Source organism: Nostoc sp. DedSLP04 (assembly GCF_034530775.1).
Classification (GTDB): domain Bacteria; phylum Cyanobacteriota; class Cyanobacteriia; order Cyanobacteriales; family Nostocaceae; genus Nostoc.
On sequence record NZ_JAVRCL010000055.1, the window covers coordinates 1 to 18017 of the forward strand.

The 18017-nt window shown below is 41.3% G+C and carries 16 protein-coding genes; 7 read left to right on the forward strand and 9 right to left on the reverse strand.

Annotated elements, in window-relative coordinates; all coding sequences use genetic code 11:
- Positions 1 to 255 precede the first annotated feature (255 nt).
- The 4 genes from RMX89_RS25635 to RMX89_RS25650 form a co-directional block, all read right to left on the reverse strand.
- The gene (locus RMX89_RS25635) at positions 256 to 1575 is read right to left on the reverse strand and encodes a hypothetical protein (protein ID WP_322690936.1); all 1320 of its coding nucleotides are present in this window, start codon (positions 1573 to 1575) and stop codon (positions 256 to 258) included.
- A gap of 125 nt (positions 1576 to 1700) precedes the next feature.
- Positions 1701 to 2399 (reverse strand): hypothetical protein, encoded by a 699-nt coding sequence (locus RMX89_RS25640; RefSeq protein ID WP_322690937.1) that lies wholly within the window; start codon positions 2397 to 2399, stop codon positions 1701 to 1703.
- A gap of 1512 nt (positions 2400 to 3911) precedes the next feature.
- Complete coding sequence (locus tag RMX89_RS25645; RefSeq protein ID WP_104909288.1) at positions 3912 to 4184, reverse strand: GlsB/YeaQ/YmgE family stress response membrane protein; 273 nt, start codon at positions 4182 to 4184, stop codon at positions 3912 to 3914.
- A 293-nt stretch (positions 4185 to 4477) separates the two neighbouring features.
- Positions 4478 to 4978 carry a DUF4174 domain-containing protein gene (locus RMX89_RS25650; protein ID WP_322690938.1) on the reverse strand — a complete coding sequence of 167 codons (501 nt, stop codon included), beginning with the start codon at positions 4976 to 4978 and terminating at the stop codon, positions 4478 to 4480.
- Positions 4979 to 5009: 31 nt separating this feature from the next.
- On the opposite strand from RMX89_RS25650, the gene RMX89_RS25655 reads away from it, so the two are divergent.
- Entirely contained in the window at positions 5010 to 5207 is a 198-nt protein-coding gene (locus tag RMX89_RS25655; RefSeq protein ID WP_322690939.1) for a hypothetical protein, read from the forward strand.
- Positions 5208 to 5356: 149 nt separating this feature from the next.
- Here RMX89_RS25655 and RMX89_RS25660 read toward each other — a convergent pair whose 3' ends face one another.
- On the reverse strand, positions 5357 to 6337 hold the full coding sequence (locus tag RMX89_RS25660) for an aldo/keto reductase (protein WP_322690940.1): 981 nt from the start codon (positions 6335 to 6337) through the stop codon (positions 5357 to 5359).
- Positions 6338 to 6864: 527 nt separating this feature from the next.
- Between RMX89_RS25660 and RMX89_RS25665 the strand changes: the two genes are divergently transcribed.
- The 4 genes from RMX89_RS25665 (at position 6865) to RMX89_RS25680 (ending at position 10736) form a co-directional block, all read left to right on the forward strand.
- Complete coding sequence (locus tag RMX89_RS25665) at positions 6865 to 7047, forward strand: hypothetical protein (RefSeq protein WP_322690941.1); 183 nt, start codon at positions 6865 to 6867, stop codon at positions 7045 to 7047.
- Between the two features lie 228 nt (positions 7048 to 7275).
- Positions 7276 to 7416 carry a hypothetical protein gene (locus RMX89_RS25670; protein WP_322690942.1) on the forward strand — a complete coding sequence of 47 codons (141 nt, stop codon included), beginning with the start codon at positions 7276 to 7278 and terminating at the stop codon, positions 7414 to 7416.
- Positions 7417 to 7932: 516 nt separating this feature from the next.
- On the forward strand, positions 7933 to 9216 hold the full coding sequence (locus RMX89_RS25675) for an MFS transporter (protein ID WP_322690943.1): 1284 nt from the start codon (positions 7933 to 7935) through the stop codon (positions 9214 to 9216).
- Between the two features lie 419 nt (positions 9217 to 9635).
- On the forward strand, positions 9636 to 10736 hold the full coding sequence (locus RMX89_RS25680; protein ID WP_322690944.1) for an alpha/beta hydrolase: 1101 nt from the start codon (positions 9636 to 9638) through the stop codon (positions 10734 to 10736).
- 406 nt (positions 10737 to 11142) lie between these two features.
- On the opposite strand, the gene RMX89_RS25685 is transcribed toward RMX89_RS25680, so the two are convergent.
- Positions 11143 to 12669, reverse strand: a complete 1527-nt coding sequence (locus RMX89_RS25685; RefSeq protein WP_322690945.1) for a glycosyltransferase — start codon at positions 12667 to 12669, stop codon at positions 11143 to 11145.
- A gap of 316 nt (positions 12670 to 12985) precedes the next feature.
- Between RMX89_RS25685 and RMX89_RS25690 the strand changes: the two genes are divergently transcribed.
- The gene (locus tag RMX89_RS25690) at positions 12986 to 13258 is read left to right on the forward strand and encodes a Precorrin-3B methylase (protein ID WP_322670920.1); all 273 of its coding nucleotides are present in this window, start codon (positions 12986 to 12988) and stop codon (positions 13256 to 13258) included.
- Between the two features lie 7 nt (positions 13259 to 13265).
- On the opposite strand, the gene RMX89_RS25695 is transcribed toward RMX89_RS25690, so the two are convergent.
- Positions 13266 to 13760, reverse strand: a complete 495-nt coding sequence (locus RMX89_RS25695; RefSeq protein ID WP_322690946.1) for a DUF3592 domain-containing protein — start codon at positions 13758 to 13760, stop codon at positions 13266 to 13268.
- A gap of 174 nt (positions 13761 to 13934) precedes the next feature.
- On the opposite strand from RMX89_RS25695, the gene RMX89_RS25700 reads away from it, so the two are divergent.
- Positions 13935 to 16199, forward strand: a complete 2265-nt coding sequence (locus RMX89_RS25700; protein WP_322690947.1) for a glycoside hydrolase family 10 protein — start codon at positions 13935 to 13937, stop codon at positions 16197 to 16199.
- A gap of 170 nt (positions 16200 to 16369) precedes the next feature.
- On the opposite strand, the gene RMX89_RS25705 is transcribed toward RMX89_RS25700, so the two are convergent.
- Both RMX89_RS25705 and RMX89_RS25710 read right to left on the reverse strand, forming a co-directional pair.
- A complete protein-coding gene (locus RMX89_RS25705; protein WP_322690948.1) occupies positions 16370 to 17011 on the reverse strand; it encodes a DUF938 domain-containing protein in 642 nt (213 codons plus the stop codon).
- Between the two features lie 529 nt (positions 17012 to 17540).
- Positions 17541 to 18008 carry a hypothetical protein gene (locus tag RMX89_RS25710; RefSeq protein WP_322690949.1) on the reverse strand — a complete coding sequence of 156 codons (468 nt, stop codon included), beginning with the start codon at positions 18006 to 18008 and terminating at the stop codon, positions 17541 to 17543.
- Positions 18009 to 18017: the final 9 nt, after the last annotated feature.

The following is an 18017-nucleotide window of genomic DNA, read 5'->3' on the forward strand; positions in this document are numbered from 1 at the left end:
TGATTAACTCAGCCTTGCTGGGTCATTTTGCATGGCTTAGTCTAAACTCCAGTAAGAAAAGCCCAAAGACTTATTGTATCCTGGTTCCCAGCCTTCAGGCTGGGAACGAGTTCTGAGAGGCTCCGCCTCCAGTGGCTTGACCAGAGGCAGAGCCTCTGGCAATACATTCCCAGTCTGAGGACTGGGAACGAGGCGAAACGGTGCTACATAAGCCTTTGGGCTTTTCTTAGTGCCATGTATCCCTTTATGTAACAATTACGAATGACGGATTTTTAAAGTTCGGTGTTTGTTACGGACTATCCATAGTAGAACAATTATCAATACAAGCGCTTTGATCGTTGATGGCTCCACTACCTTCTTCACTTCCGTGGGGGTTTGAGGAGTAACATTACACGGAATCTCAACGATCTGTGTGTGATCGGAACTATTACCACTAGGAGTCAGATCGCATTCGCCTTTGTTGGTGAGAGACAAAGGTGTATTTTCTGGAGAAACAGGTATAGGTGGTTGAGATGAAGAAACAGATGGTTGAGCTGAAGAACTATCGCCACTCAGTAGTAGAAGCAGAATTAAACCAAGACCCCCAACGCCAATTATTGGCCAAAGTGGAAAGGAACCAGAACTCTCTGGTACTAAGACATCTCCCGTAGAGCCAGGGAAAGCATCAAAAGCTATTGTTTCTCCGTCCAACGGTAGTGGATTTTCACTCAGCAAAGTATCTCCTGCGATATCTTCTCCTAAGAGCTGATTAAATTCCGCTGGAATCGCATTATTAGGGCGTCCGAGTTCCCCACCATCTTCGGAGTATGGAAAGGATAGGACTTCAAAAATCTTCTGTTGGAGTTGATTCTGATTACCAGAACTCAACGCATCCAAGCCTGTAGAGATTTTATCTAAATAAAAATTTGTCATCTCTGGCGACAGACCTAGAGACTGAATCTGCTCTTGAATATTGGAAATTTTTGAGGCCTCTTCAAACAGCAGTCGTCCGTATGACAATTTCAGGTCTAGTAATCCATTACGGAGGCTAACAGAATCATTGACTCCTGAGTATGGTGCCCAGTAGAACTGCTTGGTTACAAGTCCGAGTCCTTCTACTGGATTGCGACCAAAAGGTTGTCCAAGAAGGTATTGAGATCCATCCATGATTGCGGGGGATGCGTTTCTCCAAAAGGAGGCGTAAGGCACCGCAGAGAGATTAGGATTATTGCCATAGAAGCTAGCGAAATTCTGGAAGTTTTTTTCCCCACCGGCTGCTCGGATCAGAAGGTTTTGATAACTAGTCCCATTGTTTAACTCTACTAATCGTTGGATTACCGATCCAGTCTTATTACAGGTCAGACCAAATCCCACATCACATCCAGGAATGACTCGCATCCGGCTCAAATTCTGGTTATTGATTTGGTACTGGAGATACTCAGACTCCAATCCTTGTTGGATGCCATAGCGTCCAACATTTAGTTGTGCAAAAGCAGACTGACACGTAGTGAGTACTACTGCAACAGATGAAAATGCGATCGCTGCAAAGCGAACTACCTTCGGCATCGCAATTCTTTGAACAATTGATTTAGGCAAGATGCACCTCCACTAGACGACATCAATTTAATTGGGGATTGGTCATTTGTCATTTGTCATTTGTCATTTGTCATTGGTCAAAAATTATTATTCCCCCCTGCCTCTCCTGCTTCCTACTCCCCAATTCAACTCTTAGGTAAATCAATGTTGATTGTGATTCCTGTACCTTTGAGATTTCCTGATGAGAGTGTGTGATATAAGACCAATGCTCGGTTTGGTTGGTCGAAAAGATACCCACGACGCGTAGGTTTAATCTTCCCTTCCTTGACCAAAGAAACGAAGGCTTGTAGATATCTACGTATACCTTGACGGTTGTCTTGAGTAGTATTCGTATGATGCTCAATCAGCATCATAAAGAAGTCTAAGCTACGATTTTCCTGACCTTGAATTAGACTGCCTTCATCTAGGAAAGAACTTGCTATGAGCCTGCTATTAACTTGTTTGACCTTAAATAAAGTAAAGTAACGTCCTTCTTTTTTAGGATCGTTCGCATAACAGACCCAAGAACCCTCTTTATTTTGTGTAAAACCCTGTTCAGCAAGGTAAGAAAGCAAAGAATTACTTGTCTTAGTTTGTGGTGGAGGTAATAAATCTTCAATGGGATCTAAAGAGCAAATCCTCTGTGTTGTTTTTAGTGGATAAACAGCAGGTGTCTGCTGGGTATTGACGCGAAAGGGCTGTGTTGTTTTTCGTGGATAAACAGCAGGTGTCTGTTGCGTATTGATGCGAAAGGGCTTGTCATCAGACATTGCCATGCTAGACATTGCAGCCAACGCAGATAATTGCAGAACGATCGCTCCAAACAAACGAACTATGATATTCATGTTTTTCCTGTTACTCTTACTGACTTTGTGAATAATCGAATTTTTACTAGATCGAGATCGATCTAGCAGTCCTAAACTATTTGTTAAATTTAAGTGTTTGCCTGATTTGATCGAGGGTAGCTTAAGTTTTCACTAATCAAATAGGACTTTTATATATAGGTAACTAAGCACAAAGAGAATCAATATCTAAATAAAACACACAATATTAATGTCTTATTGGCAAGATAAATTAGGCTTTTTGATATTTTTAAATATACAAAAAACTGTTGACATTACGTCAAAACTTTTCTATTTACTCTTGTCTAATTTTTTGCCATCTTAAGAAGGTTTTATGCCTTTCTCGCTGGCTTTGATGATTCCTAAAAAAGAGCTTTAGTTAGCTCTTTAGTACCTTATATAAGCAGAGTTTAAAAAGCTCTGTGCTTTGCACGTTAGGGCTTTTGTTGATTTCCTGGGTAGGTTGAATAATTTTTTGTTTTTTAGAGGTAGCGCACCTAACTAGCTCTTTCAGCATGGTTACAAATTGATGTATAAATAATATCTCCCTGACAGTAAAATAATATTACCATGAGCTTGAGACATGCAACAGTATTGTGGACAGTTGTCAAAGTTGTACACTATGAATCGTAACTACCTCTTCATTAAATTTCATAGCAAATAGGTGAGAGGCAAGCTTAATCTATATTACACACTACTAGTATTAAATTATTAAATAACAACAGTGTGGAAACTGATAGTACTAAGTATTAAATATAGCCTTTGTCTAAGTAAAACACGTATAAAGAATAAATTGCGATCGCTAACCCAACTGTTTAATTACCCTACTAGTAGTCTGTCAACCTAAAAATGTGCTTGTGAGGTTTGGAGAAAGGGGAAAGGGACGAATGTCACTAAGATAAGCGTTAACCCTTGGTATTACTGGTTTTGGGGTGTAGGGTGTGGGGTGTGGGGTGTAGGGAATTACGAACAACTTGGTTTTGTCTGGCGCACTAAAATTCAATTTTTATTAACACTACACCCAACACCCTACCCCCAACACCCTGCCCTGACGATATTTCTACATGAGTCTTCGTGCCATTCGGGAAAGGGACTCATGGTAAGGGATTATAAAACCTTTTCCCTTTCCCCCTTACCCTTTACCCCGCCAAGTTTACTTGGCGAACTACTAGGCGATGTCTATGATGGTCTACGCCTATGCATCAAACAAAGTTGAGTTAGATCGCAAGTATAAAATTTGCGATTTAGCACGCTGTTGGTGTTGTTGCCACAGACCTTATAAGCCTGTAAAGCAGATATTTACGACTTTTCTAATACCAATTCAAAAAATGTTTGCGACAGATAGGGCATCTAAAATAAAATCATAGCCTCAACATTATTCAGGTTGATAATGTTGAGGCTATCAGGATAACAAGCAGCAAATTCTGTAAATAATTATTGATAAACAGAACTTACGCATTGACAGATAAAACAAAAAATGCGTAAGTTCTAAATTAGTTAATTCAATTTAATTTATTACAAAGCACTGCGGCTAGTTAAGGCATTCCACAAGAAGACTGCAACAATAGCACCCAGAACTGCTACTGCAATACCGGGAATACTCAAAGAGGGAGCCGCTAGAGCAAAGCTTCCTGTACTGAAGAATACACCCAAACTACCACCAATAAAAGCACCAACGATTCCTAATAAAATTGTTGCTAAAATTCCGCCGCCTTGATGACCAGGGTAGATAGCCTTTGCGATCGCACCAGCAATTAGACCTAAAACAATCCAAGCAAGAATATTCATTGTTTTTATTTGATAAACGTTTTTTAGTGACAAATACACAATAGCAATCCAAATATTGACATTCAATCTATCAACAGAAGCAATGATCCATAGCCTTGAGGATGAATGCTATTACTTCTCGTGATGAACTCTCTTAATTGAAATGAATAATAAAAAAGCTCCTAGTAGGTATAAAACCAGGAACTAATAAATTTATTGCTTGATAATTGCAGTATATACATTTTTAATGATTGTTCTCATCTACTCCTTTACTTGCATGAATGTAAAACAAGAAAACCAACTGCTTTACCAATTTATCTTTCTTGCATTTCTTGCTGACGCATCGGCATAGCGTCAATTTGCTCAAAAATTGCTATCGCTTGCACTGGTGTAGTTTCTTGGCGCTTAACGCCACCATCTTTGCCGATCAAAATGACGCGAAAATTTTCTTTATTAACCCCAAAGCGATTTCGCAAATAGGCAGCAGAAGACTCATCTATTAATTGTCCGTTGGCATAGCTTTTATCTGTTGCCAAAACTTGAACAAGAACTAAATCTCGATCTTTAAAATCGTTTTGGTGCTGTTTAAATACTTGCATCTGTTGCTGATAGTTATGGTTATCAACAGATGGTGCAAAGAGTAACAGCACCCGATTTTGCCATTTTTGGGAACTGAGGTTAAATGAAGACATTTTGATCGTATGGGTTGAACCTTGAACAGTACCAGCAATACTAACAGGCGATAGGGCTATAGATGCAGCGATCGCCAGAGCGATTAATACTGAGTTATTCACTTCGGGGCTTGTTAGGCTCATAATAACAATGACATAAACGAGGTTTGATGAAATGTCAGAAGCTTGGACAGACTCTTCTCAACTACAACAGTGGCATCAAGGTATTGAAATGGCTAACCGCAATAACATTTTCTGTCATTATCGTAGTTGTAGCGATAAATGGGTAGACTCTGTGATGGATGCATTTTGTAGTAAATGCGGCAGCAAAGATATTGAACATATCTCGTGCTGGCAGTTTCCAGATGATTGAATTAATATCCAAATCAGGCGATAAAATAGCGATCGCTACTTTTGACATTTCCTCTGAAAATTTTGGGTGATTACTTTGTTAAGCTGCGGTAATATCTGCTTGTGCATCGAAAGCGGAATTTGCAAAAATACTCCAGCTTTTCAGATCGATCAACGGTTAACAGTACTCATGTCAGGATAGCGATCGCCAGCTGCTACATTTTTTGGTGCAACTGTTTCCAGTCGATTCAACTCTTGTTCAGTTAGGGTAATTTCGGTAGCTGCAATATTCTCCTCCAAGTAAGTACGGCGTTTTGTACCAGGGATTGGGACAATATCTTCTCCTTGAGCGAGTAGCCATGCTAAAGCAAGCTGACTAGAAGTTACTCCTTTTTCGCTGGCGATCGCTTTGACTTGCTCTACTAATTGCAGGTTTTTATAAAAATTCTCACCTTGAAAGCGAGGAGAATTTCTGCGATAGTCATCAGGTGCAAGATCGTCAGGACTAGTGATCGCACCTGATAAAAATCCTCTTCCTAATGGGCTATAGGGAACAAACCCAATTCCTAATTCTCGCACGGTAGGTAAAATTTCATCCTCTGGCTCTCGACTCCAAAGAGAGTATTCTGTTTGCAGTGCAGTAATCGGGTGAACTGCTACAGCTCGGCGAATCGTCGCCGGGGCAGCTTCCGAAAGCCCCAAATAACGAACTTTTCCTAGCTTGACTAACTCTGCCATTGCCCCGACAGTATCTTCAATGGGGACAGTTGGATCTACTCGATGTTGATAATAGAGGTCAATTACTTCCACCCCCAAACGTTTTAGCGAGGCATCGCAAGCTTGATGGACATATTCTGGTCTGCCATCAACCCCTTTAAAACCACCATCTTCAGTACGGACATTGCCAAATTTTGTTGCTAAAATTACTCGATCTCGGCGATCTTTTATTGCTCTGCCTACTAATTGTTCGTTGGTAAACGGCCCATACATATCAGCAGTATCAAGAAAATTCACTCCGAGTTCTAATGCCCGATGAATTGTCGCGATCGCCTCAATTTCATCACGACCGCTATAGAACTCAGACATTCCCATGCAACCAAGCCCGATAGTTGAAACTTCTAACCCAAGTTTCCCTAGCTTTCTGGTTCTCATAAAAGAATTTCCTACTCAGTAATTGGTCTTAGAATATTACCCTTTTCAGCATTATCCCTTTCCCTTCCACCAAGTCATCTATTATTAGAAGTATTTACTGATATAAGTAAGTTGATTTGCGGGTAATTGACATTCAATTTTACCAGCCGTGTTAAGACGGCTTTCTAGCTTAGGCACATTTATTATGTATTTTCTAATAAATTACTAGCCAGTTGTAGAGAAGCGATGACCAAACGCTGTAAATTGTCTGCTGAGTTCTTTTACAGCTTTGGGTCAACAACTGGCGATTTGTGGTTGTTCTGTTCTGTTGATATCTCATTTAAACTGCAAAATACATAGTTGTAATGCCAAATTGCCAGAACCTTTGAATATAGTATCGTCACTTCAACTTGTTCACTTTTAGCAAAAGTTCGTTAAGCACGCACAATAATGGTCGGTTGTTACATACACCAGTCTGATTGTTATTCGTCAGAATGTAGTGGTGCAATATATTGCACTGTTACAAAAGCTAAATTCAGAGGTAAACTATGTTTCCTTTTTGGGGTAATCCATGTTATGGAAGCGAACCCATTTCGCACAAATCTAGCTTAGAGCGGAAATTAAAATTCTTGATTTGGATGCGAGATGATTTAGAGTCTAAACTGGCTGGTATTAATGCTTCTATTGATACCGTTCGTCAGCAAATAGAACGTTCAAACTCATCTACTTAGAACTTAGCTAATACAGCAATTCATCTCATCAACTATCTAATAAGCAGGTGATGAGATGAATTGCAAGTGAATTGACGACTATTAACCTAGTTAATTAATCAGTCCGTTGTAACTAATAATTGATTGCTGACCTACTCTTTTGGTTAAAGCAGCTATTAGTTATAACGGACTGATTCCTGTGAAGCACCTGCTTCATCCAGGGAGTTTCAAATTTTAGAAATAGCAAAAATGCTTGAAATAGTAGGCATTCCCATCTCTGACAGAAAAGTGCGTAACTCGATGGCTCCTGTCGGTCAAGCGATTACCGAGAAAGAAATTATCCACTCTTCACTCTTGTGGGGTGGACATCTTGTCCGCCCTATGAACTAGGCTCTCGTGTCGCCTACCCCACAATAAAAGTTGTATATTTTTTTATTTGGAAGTCCCCAACAAACTAATAGACACACTTCCAGTTTTCCTTCGACCCAACCCAAAGAATCCAGCTTCAAATCAAATATCAATAACTTTAGGCGATGCTACAAGGATCTACGCCTATGCTTTAACTATTTTATTGTCAACTCATCTCTGTGATTAATAGGTGTGAGCTTTGTGAAGGCATAATCTACACCGCTTGCCAATCACGCGCCACTTCAAGGTTAACCTAGACCTGCCACTAACCCAGGATTCAGTTGCAGTCAGGCTCACCATCAAAAATTGGAATATTTTACAAAAATATTTTTCAACGGTGATTTAAGTACAACATTTGGGAACAATTTATGGAACTCAGATTTTTGTAGGTACTTAGGTAATTTCTAAGTATCTACAAAAAGTAGATAAACCTGTTCAAAATGCAGCCTGAGTTTCCCCAAAAGGGAATAAATCACTAAACTGGCAATATCTATAAAAATGCTTAATTCTGAACTTCAAAAAGACCTTCGCCATAACTTTACTGTCAATGTTATTGAAAGTGGATTTTTTGGTTTTGGGAGTGGTTTTGCTTCATTTTTCACGATTATTCCACTATTTGTTAGCACTCTTACCGATTCTGCATTGCTTATCGGTCTGATTCCAGCTATTCCACGTTTAGGCTGGCAATTACCTCAGCTATTAACAGTTAGTAAAGTAGCTCGCCTACAGTGTTACAAACCAACTGTAATGTCGTTGACAATTCATCATAAGCTTCCTTTTTTGGGATTAGCACTGGTGGCTTTATTACAACTAAAACTCAATCACCAAACTATCTTACTGTTGACATTTGCCATACTCATTTGGCAAGGGCTAGGCGGTGGGTTTAGCGCCACTGCTTGGCAAAGCATGATTGCTAAAATTGTTCCCTCCAGAAAGCTTGGGATTTTTTACGGTACTTTAGCAGCATCTGGTAATTTGATGAGTATTTGTGGTGCTGCGATCGCTGGTTTAGTCCTTAAAGAAGTTGCTCAACCATTTAACTTTGCTCTGTGTTTTTTGTGTGCCAGTTTGGCAATGGCTCTATCTTGGTTTTTTATGTCTAGGACGCGAGAGCCAGTAAATACCACATCATCAGCCTTTGAAACTAGACGTGAATTTTGGGACACTCTGGGTGTAATTCTCCGGTGCGATGAGAATTTCCGTTGCTTTGCGATCGCACGTATGATCTCACAGCTAGCACTGATGCCACTTCCCTTCTATACACTCTATGCCATACATCAATATGGGATGGGAGAAGTTTCTGTTGGGTTAATTACGACTCTATTGATGGTTACACAAACTATTGCTGGATTGGTTTTGGGTTGGTTAGGCGATCGCACAGGTTGCAAGTTAATTTTACAAATTGGTTGTGTGGCTTGTGCATTCAGTTCGATTTTTGCTTGTTTAGCACCCAATGCAGACTGGTTTTACTTGGTATTTATAGGAGAAGGAATAGGTATGATGGCTCTGCAAAATATTGCTGCGGTAATGACCTTAGAGTTTGGCAACCAACATCAACGACCAGCCTATATTGGTCTTGGTAATACCCTTATTGCTCCTGCCACCATCCTTGCTCCCCTACTAGGTGGATGCATAGTAGAGAATATTGACTATAGAACTACCTTCTTAGTAGCAGCTATCGGTGCATTAGCTACAGCACTGCTTTTGCACGTAGGAGTAAGCAATCCACGCTATCTTGAACAAAATTTTGGTAACGATTCAGTTAATATTTTGCCTGAGTAGTAAGCATTTGATATTAATTCGTCATCCCTAATCCGAATGCGCTAGCGTGCTATAGGCGAATGGCACTAAGATAAGTCCAAAGTCTTGTGTTGTCTCGTTCCCAGTCTGAAGACTGGGAACGAGGTTAAATAAGCCTTTCGCGTTTTCTTAGTGCCATTCTGCTATAGGCCCATACACCTGTCACTAACACGCCCTTACTGAAGAGTTGTTAATTAATCAAAAGCAGGAGGCAGAGGAAATATTTTTTATTAATAGTTATTTTTGCCAATCTACACTGTTGATTGACTAACCCAGCATTTTTATCACCCCCTATAACCCTGTATAAATCACTCTTGGGAGTGAAAGTTGGATGATTCTAACTATGGTATGAACCTAAAAGCAGTTAACAAAGCATTGCAAGGTTTAGGCTCATGATATTCATGCCTCATAATTTTCTACTTGTATGGCTGTTTCAACTGCTGTCCGTTGGGGTGCTTGGCGGGGGAATCTACATTCTCTATGAGTGGTATGAACGAGAACTTGTAGGAACGCCCTACTTAGTAGCTGGACTAGTAATGTTTCTGTGGTCTTTTGGCGGTCGTTTTATCAGTTTGCCACTGCTGCGCCGTCCTGGAAAACAGGAACCGAAGTTTATGCGTAGCAAAAGCGTGCAGCGCTTGTCACGCCCAGATGGGAGTGTGTTGCAGGTAGAGTTTTTTGGCCCTGAAGATGGTCAACCAATTATCTTGTCACACGGTTGGGGGCCAAACAGTACTGTATGGTATTATGCCAAACGACAACTAAGCGATCGCTTCCGAGTAATTGTTTGGGATCTACCAGGGTTAGGAAAATCCGCTAAACCGAAAAACAACGATCACTCTATAGCAAAATATGCCCGTGACTTGGAAGCTGTTGTCGCCATAGCAGGGGACAAACCTGTTATCTTGTTGGGACATAGCATGGGCGGCATGATTAACCTGACATTCTGTCGCCTGTTTCCAGAGCAATTAGGGAGTCGCGTGGCTGGCTTAATTCTTGTAGATACTACTTACACTAATCCGGTAAAAACTTGTATCTTCAGCAATCTGGTACGGAAATTACAGAAACCTCTACTCGAACCTGTGTTGTACCTGACTATCGTGCTGTGGCCGATTTTTTGGTTGATGACTTGGCTCTCGTATTTAAATGGTTCGCTGTACATCACCGTCGAACTATCTGGATTTACGGGTACTGAAACACGCGGTCAACTAAATTTTGCAGCATTCTTATCAGCATTGGGTTCGCCTGGTGTTCTGGCTCGTGGCACACTGGCAATGTTGAAGTTCGACGAAACAGACACACTTGCAACTATTAACGTTCCTGTGTTGGTTGTTTGCGGTGGTTCAGATATAGCGACAAAACCTGTGGCAAGCGATCGCATGAAAGCAGAATTACCTTACTCTGAAAGAGTCACCCTAAAACCAGGTGGACACATGGCATTGATGGAACAAAACCAGCAGTTTTCTGAGGCTGTTAGGAGATTTTCTGCTAGCTGCTCATAGCTACCTGAATACTGCACGCTTTGTACATTTTTAACTCAAAATTGGGTTTGGGGAAAAGGTTAAAGGTTTTTGTCCTTTTCCCCTTTAACATGCACCCTTTTCCCCAAGAGTGCAAAAAGTACAAATGCCAAGAGGTCTATTGATAGCTACCTGAATTCCACATTTAGCATCCATCAAAAAATATTGCTCCAGAGTTGACGTTTCGGTGTTTCGCGCAGTCTGTAAGAGCTTCCGCCTTCCCTGCAAGAACTTCCGTCAACACGTTTCGGTGTTTCGCGCAGTCTGTAAGAGCTTCCGCCTTCCCTGCAAGAACTTCCGTCAACACGTTTCGGTGTTTCGCGCAGTCTGTAGCAACTTCCGCCTTTCGTGCAAGAACTTCTGCTTTAACCCCAGTTTTGCACTTTATTTAATCCGCATTGCTTACTACCTTTTGATTAGATCCAAAGTAGAGTTCGCTCAATTCTTCCAAAGAAACATCGGTCTGCGATTCTGGATTACGGAAGTAGGGATGGATAGGAAGGAGTTCAGCGCGAGGGCTTTCCGGTGAAGACACAATTTGCTCAAGCAAAGACAGGTAGTTTTCACCAGTAGATTCCCAAGTGTACTTCTTCAACACCCTTTCCTGACCAGCTTGGGCAAAATACTCCCACTCCTGAGCATCACATAGCAACCGCTCCAAGCCTCGTGCAATATCAGCAGGATCTTCTGGATTGACAAGTACGCCATATTCCCGATCTCCTTGTTGCAAGCTCTCGCTAGGGCCACCGTTCTTGGTTGCTACCACTGGTAAACCTGCTACTGCTGCTTCTAAGGGAGCAAGCCCAAAAGGTTCGTAGAGTGCGGTCAGCGCAAATACTGAGCGGCGTTTAACCATAAACCTATAGGTTGCTGCTAGTGACTCTTGAGATTGATGTAACAAGCTAAATGCACTGATTTTGCCCCACAAATCGTTTTCTTTGACCGCTTCCCGAATCGGGGCTAATACTTCTTCAGCGATTTCGTCGCTAGTCTCTTCTCGTAAAGGATTGTCCAGCGCCCCTGTAATTAGCACCAAGTTAGCTCGTTCCTGAAGTGTTGGACTAATTGCGAAAGCTTGCACTAGCCCCAATATGTTTTTTTTCAGTTCTAATCGACTGGAAGCTAAAATGACGGGCAAATCTCGACGGTCTTCTGCAATGTCCCGTGCCAATCGTTCCTGAATGAACTCGTAAGTAGCCTCCTCGTTTTCGTAACGCGCTTCTGCACCGAAAATCGAGAAATCTGCTCCCGGTGGAATCACTGCAAAGCGGTTTTCGTTGTCTACATCCACTGCACTACTATAGACTCGATGAGAATACTGTTCAAAACGTTCTTGTCGCGTGCTGGTGATATTAACCGCCGAGCGATTCATGCTCAGGCGTTCGGCTAAAATACGATATCTAAAATTAAATTGCTCGTCTATTCCTGTGAGATTTTCTGGGGTGGCTTCCAGTTTGTCGATCTTTTGAGCGCCGAGAGAATGAGCAGTAAAGGTAAAAGGTATGCCTGTCTCCTCTTCAATTAGAACGCCACACAGTCCTCCATCAGCGTAGTGAGCAGTCATAGCATCGGGTAAGCTACCTTCCTGTTGATAAAATTTCAAGATATTGGGTACCCAATCAGCGACAAGATGAGGCCATAACAATTCTTTAGAGAGAAATTCTTTTGGCCCAGCTGGTAAGCGGATAATGCGGACATTATCGATCCCTGAATAAGTGTCAATCGTTTCGGCAAACTCTGGCCACTCCGGGTCAATAATTTGACGGGTGATAATATCAACTTTATGACCCATTTGAGCTATGGCTATAGCGACTTGCCTAACGTAAATTAGTTGACCCCCAAAATCTGGGTGTTTAGTGATGTGACTATTGCCTGAATCAAAATTGCCTTGAGGGTTGAGAAATCCAATGTGCATTGCCCGCTTCCTAATACAGGTTAATTTCTACTAAAGATTTTGCCTGAAGATGGCAGCATAACAGCTTAGTGAGCTTGTTAAAAACTCTCAAGGCTGAAAAATGCAGGCAGTGAGACTGTAGGTAAATACCATCAAAAAGTCAGTCAAAGGGCTTTTATTGATTCCTTTGAGCTTAAACTCAACCAGTACAGTCATTTTCCTAATGCTTAAAGTTAATCATTACTGCGGTACGCGCACATATACCGAATGACATATTTGAAGCGTCCAGATAAATCTGGCTTGCTAGGATGGCATTAGAAATTCATCACATTTGAGTATGACCAAGCAAGACATTCCACTTACGGGAGAGGCGCTGATTAAAGAAGTCTGTCGGCGGATTCGAGTAGCCCGTAGCTATTGGGATGCTCACAACAATGCTGCTTGTCGGGGCGAACGCGATCGCGCTTTAGCCCTTTACAATACCCTGACTAAGGAGCAAAAAGACCAGATTCCGCAAGTGTTGCGGGTGTGGTTGCGTTACCGCAGTGAGAAATATTTTGGCGCACACCGAACGCCGCCAAAGTCAGCACGAAAATCAAAACATATCTAATTTATAGTTATCTACCTGAAGACCAGCGTACAGGCAACAGTGCGCTCACGCTAAAAACCACAGCTAACCCACCCATACCAAACATTCCCCAAGGTACTAAACCTTCCAACGGATTCACCACACGCGCAGTACTTATGGGTTGTTGAGGATTGTAACGTATCACCACTATTTGACCGTTGCTGGAGCGGTAAGACTCATAACTGCCTGTAAAACGAGTGCGTTTGCCGTTGGCTAAAAACTCGATAACTGGCGCATAGGTTTCTTTTTGCTCATCCTTGTTCGTACTGCTGCGATCGCGACGACTGATGCTGTCTACCACCGTACCACGTGTTTCGTTTAGCGTTGCACCTTCGTGGGCGATTATGTTACGTACCCAAAAACCACCGCCAATAAACAGCAATCCAATGGCCAGCCCAATACTTGCGCTTAGTTTGTCATCAAAAGTGTTTTGGTGAGGTTGGAAATTCATGGGTTTGAGGATGGCATCAACAATAAATTTCATCACAGCATCTCAATTACAGCTTACATTTGAAACATTTCTATTTGGCACCACTAACCTTATAACTGCGTCAACTATCTTGCAGCTAAATTACTGCATCAGTTTTTCTGATGTAGTAATTTAACGTTTATATGGTATTAAATATAACCAATTAACCTCATTTAATAAGCAGAAGTAATGACAACTCAGTTTTGGGAAAAAAGTAGAGAAATTAATGCAACTCTAACTAACTTACTATTTAAGCCTGTACACAGACGAGTACTAGTAGGTCTAAGCAAGCTACAGGTAACGAGTCAACAGACATCGCCGTGGATTTTGAAAAAGCGTCTGTTGCCATTATTATGTCTGATATCATTCTTTCTAGTATTGCTACTAAATAGTTTTGCGCCTGCCGTTGCCCAACTACCTGCTCAACCCCGTCAGGAAATTCGGGGAGTGTGGCTAAGTGGTAACGATTTTAGTGTTTTTAGAAATCGTTCACAGGTGCAAGCAGCCATGAGCCAACTGCGGCAGTTAAACTTTAATACTGTTTATCCCGTAGTTTGGAATGATGGTTATACACAATACCCCAGTGCCATCATGCAGAAAGAGGGGATACCCTTTTTCTTCAAGGGAGCAGATGGACAAGATGTAATTGCAGATATTATTACTCAAGCCCGCAGACAAGGGTTACTAGCAATACCCTGGTTTGAATTTGGTTTTATGGTTCCTCTAACTTCGGAACTTGCATCACAGCATCCAGATTGGCTAACACAAAAAGGGGATGGGACTCAAACTTCAATTAGTGCTGCGGGTGAAGTAGCGTGGTTAAATCCCTTTCACCCGGAAGTGCAAAATTTTATCAGGGAACTTGTAGTGGAAGTGATTGCTAAATACGATGCTGATGGCGTTCAATTTGACGACCATACGAGTTTACCTGTGGATTTTGGTTACGATAAGTACACGATTAGTCTATATACTCAAGAAACTGGCAATCCTCCTCCACCCAATCCCCAAGCCCAAGCATGGATAAAATGGCGGGCAGATAAAATTACTGCCTTTATGGTAGACCTTTACCAAACAGTGAAAGCTAAAAAAGCGAATGCTATTTTTTCAGTTGCTCCTAATTACTATAATTTCGCCTATAAAATGCAACTGCAAGACTGGCTAAACTGGGTACGGTTGGGTATTGTCGATGAGTTGGTGATGCAGGTGTACCGTAATGATGTGGAAAGTTTTATCGCTCAAATTACCCGTCCAGAAATTTTAGAAACCCAACAAATTATTCCAACTGGTATCGGGATTATGGCGGGTTTACGAAATCGTCCAGTTGCCATCCCACAAATCAAATCACAGGTAGAAGCAGTGCAACAACGTGGTTTAGGTATCGGCTTTTTCTACTACGAAAGCCTTTGGGATATTGCCCCTGAACCAGCAGCGCAACGCCAGTCGGCATTTGCGGCTCTTTTCCCAAATTCAGCGTTGCGCGATATCTCGCAAAATACACCCCGCCAGCCAACTTTTAACACCATAAGCTTACCTTTATATCCAAAACCTTCCCTTGGGCAACGTGTTCGCGGTTATTTTTTGGAAGTTGCGATCGCAAATGGTCAACCAAAACGTATTTTATTAGATACAGGGTCAGCAGGGCTAAGAGTTCCTAAAGAGTTTTTAGGTAATTCTCCCATCCAAAGAACAGGTCAAAATATCAAGGAAGTATTAAGTGATGGTACTATCCTGGAAGGAGAATTAGTTTACACTAATGTCCGGTTTGGTTTGATTCCCACCGCCGAACCTGTTCCCGTACAGCTTGTTACTAATCGCCAATGTAGCGCCAACAAACCTAAGTGTTCAGCAAACAGTGGTGTACCATTTTCGGGAATTATCGGTGTTAACTATTTTGAAAAATCACTTCCCTATAACCCGTTGAGAAAATTACCAGGCAATCTGAGTAACGGATTTATTGTCGTTGGTAATAGTGGTAGTAATAATAATGGCAGCCTAATTCTCGGTTTAACTGCCGAGAATCAAGCAGGTTTCAAAATGGCTTCTTGGAGTCAACAACCTGAAATTAATGGTGTACCCGGTAAAAGATGGGACTCTCGACTGAACAAAGTTTGTTTAACTCTTGCTGGGAGTTCTGCGAAAAATTTGTGTAATAGCAGAGCGATCGCTGATACTGGAACTATTAATGGTTTAACTGAATTCAAGTCAGCTTCTACAGCAGGTAAACTCAAACCCGGACTATTAGGGTCAGCAAATGCTGTAAAAGTAGGAATTAATGGCATTTTTGATTACAGTTTGACACCAGGAACCCGTGACGGATTTAATCGCTGGAATTTGAGCATCTCGCCACAATCAGAACTGACTGTATTTGTAAATCCTGGAATCGCTTTGTTTGATAAATACGATGTACTCTTTGACCAAGTTAATGGTAAACAGGGTTTTCGTAGTCGGCGGTGAGAAGAAAGTAAAAACTTGCTTACTTAGATAGCGTTCAATTAACCCAGGACTTACGCAAACAATGGCCAAAACCCTGATGTAGAGACGCGATTTATCGCATCTTAAAAGACCAATGATTTACACCAATAACCCTTCATCCAAATGAAGGGTTTTGAACCCTAAACTTTCAGTTACCCTGAACGTTGAAAGACTACTGAAAGATTATTAGCTGGCATTTGGTAAATCTGTTGCAAAATCAGATTTTGTGCCCTAGCTACTGCTATGACATCATCCAAGTTACGCACACCCCACTCTGGGTTTTCAGTGCGTAAATATTCGTCAAAAGCTGCATTACTCGCAGCTATATGTTCTCCACCTTGTTTGAAGGGGCCATATAAATAGAGGATACCTCCTGCTTTTAGGATACGACCTGCCCCTGCCATCAACCCCAGACAGGCTGACCAAGGTGAAATGTGAATCATATTGATGTTGACAATGGCCACAATTGGCTTCGTATTCAGCCAATCCAATCCACCATTTTCCACAGCCCAAACTGGTTCTTTTGCATCTAGCTCAAGCGGTGCATAAACGTTATCACATACATTGTGTTCAGTCCATGAAATAATGCTGGCTCTTGATTGTGGATTTACATCGGTTGGGAGCCACAGATAATCTTTGAGCTTGGATGCAAAAAAGACTGCGTGTTCGCCAGTACCACTTGCTATTTCTAAAATAGTGCCACTCTCCGGCAACACTTGTAAAAGTACTTCTAGAATTGGTTCGCGGTTACGCTCGGTTGCTGGTGCGTATTTTCGTGCGTCTTGTGGTGTCATCTGGCTCGTTATATTTATAATTAATCGGAACAAATATTAAACGAAGAACTCTACTTAATCTTGATAAAATATTTGCACAAGTTTGAGCAAATCACTTTTTGCAGGCTCGCCGTCATACAACCATTTTATTAAATCATTAGGTGATAACCAAAAACTTTCAATAAAATCATTTTGTATCATCATTAAATCTCTCTGGAATTTGAATTGGCTAATTAAAATATACGCCAATGTTAACAACTGTACGCAATTTGAAATGTTGAAGTGAATTCAATACTTTTCGCTTTGTGAATTTGTGATTCTAAATCGGGTTTTGAGAAAATGGAAAAGGGGAAGGGTTAAAGGTTTTTTCTTTCCCTTTTCCCTTCCCCTTTTTTCCTGAACTGATAAGTATTAAGAGTGCATTGCTTTGGAGTGGAATGCTTAACAAAGTCAAATCAAACGGTCGTCAGGAGACGGAGACGAAGATAAATAACTTTTGACTAGAATCTTTAGTTTATTTTTAGCCAGAGGCCTTCATGAATTTGCCTCTCTAGCTCAAGAAAAATTTTCTCGAAATTGGATCTTGTTTGAGGGATTGAATAAAATCTCTCAAAGTCATCATGCTGCCTGTTAAGGTGAACTTAGGAGTGCCATTTTGAGCAACGATTCTTACTTCATTGTCTTGGATCTGAATCTTATTTTTAATAATATCCCATAGAGCATCGAAGCTCTCATCATCCTTACAACCATTGGCTTCCAGGAATTTTTGGCGTACTTCTGTTTTTAGCGCCAGTGCTTCTGCTGCTTGAGTACGCGCCTCAAAGTGCTTAACTACATCTTCATAGGCACTTTCTTTCAGAGTTTTGTTTTCAGCCATAACTTGTTCTAACTGAGTTTTGATGGCTTTCAATTGGGATGCTAAAGCGGCTGATTTTTGATATTCAACTTTTAAGGCTTGCTTTGCATTGGCTAACAAGGTTTTATAATCTAGCCGATCTTGATTTTTTTCGGATTGCATTTTTATCTC

Excerpts from the sequence above, each read along its gene's own strand:
- RMX89_RS25650 (WP_322690938.1), bottom strand. The coding sequence starts at position 4,978 with ATGAGCCTAACAAGCCCCGAAGTGAATAACTCAGTATTAATCGCTCTG.
- RMX89_RS25640 (WP_322690937.1), bottom strand. The coding sequence starts at position 2,399 with ATGAATATCATAGTTCGTTTGTTTGGAGCGATCGTTCTGCAATTATCT.
- RMX89_RS25655 (WP_322690939.1), top strand. The coding sequence starts at position 5,010 with ATGTCAGAAGCTTGGACAGACTCTTCTCAACTACAACAGTGGCATCAA.
- RMX89_RS25665 (WP_322690941.1), top strand. The coding sequence starts at position 6,865 with ATGTTTCCTTTTTGGGGTAATCCATGTTATGGAAGCGAACCCATTTCG.
- RMX89_RS25685 (WP_322690945.1), bottom strand. The coding sequence starts at position 12,669 with ATGCACATTGGATTTCTCAACCCTCAAGGCAATTTTGATTCAGGCAAT.
- RMX89_RS25675 (WP_322690943.1), top strand. The coding sequence starts at position 7,933 with ATGCTTAATTCTGAACTTCAAAAAGACCTTCGCCATAACTTTACTGTC.
- RMX89_RS25660 (WP_322690940.1), bottom strand. The coding sequence starts at position 6,337 with ATGAGAACCAGAAAGCTAGGGAAACTTGGGTTAGAAGTTTCAACTATC.
- RMX89_RS25700 (WP_322690947.1), top strand. The coding sequence starts at position 13,935 with ATGACAACTCAGTTTTGGGAAAAAAGTAGAGAAATTAATGCAACTCTA.
- RMX89_RS25645 (WP_104909288.1), bottom strand. The coding sequence starts at position 4,184 with ATGAATATTCTTGCTTGGATTGTTTTAGGTCTAATTGCTGGTGCGATC.
- RMX89_RS25705 (WP_322690948.1), bottom strand. The coding sequence starts at position 17,011 with ATGACACCACAAGACGCACGAAAATACGCACCAGCAACCGAGCGTAAC.
- RMX89_RS25710 (WP_322690949.1), bottom strand. The coding sequence starts at position 18,008 with ATGCAATCCGAAAAAAATCAAGATCGGCTAGATTATAAAACCTTGTTA.
- RMX89_RS25695 (WP_322690946.1), bottom strand. The coding sequence starts at position 13,760 with ATGAAATTTATTGTTGATGCCATCCTCAAACCCATGAATTTCCAACCT.
- RMX89_RS25690 (WP_322670920.1), top strand. The coding sequence starts at position 12,986 with ATGACCAAGCAAGACATTCCACTTACGGGAGAGGCGCTGATTAAAGAA.
- RMX89_RS25680 (WP_322690944.1), top strand. The coding sequence starts at position 9,636 with ATGCCTCATAATTTTCTACTTGTATGGCTGTTTCAACTGCTGTCCGTT.
- RMX89_RS25670 (WP_322690942.1), top strand. The coding sequence starts at position 7,276 with ATGCTTGAAATAGTAGGCATTCCCATCTCTGACAGAAAAGTGCGTAAC.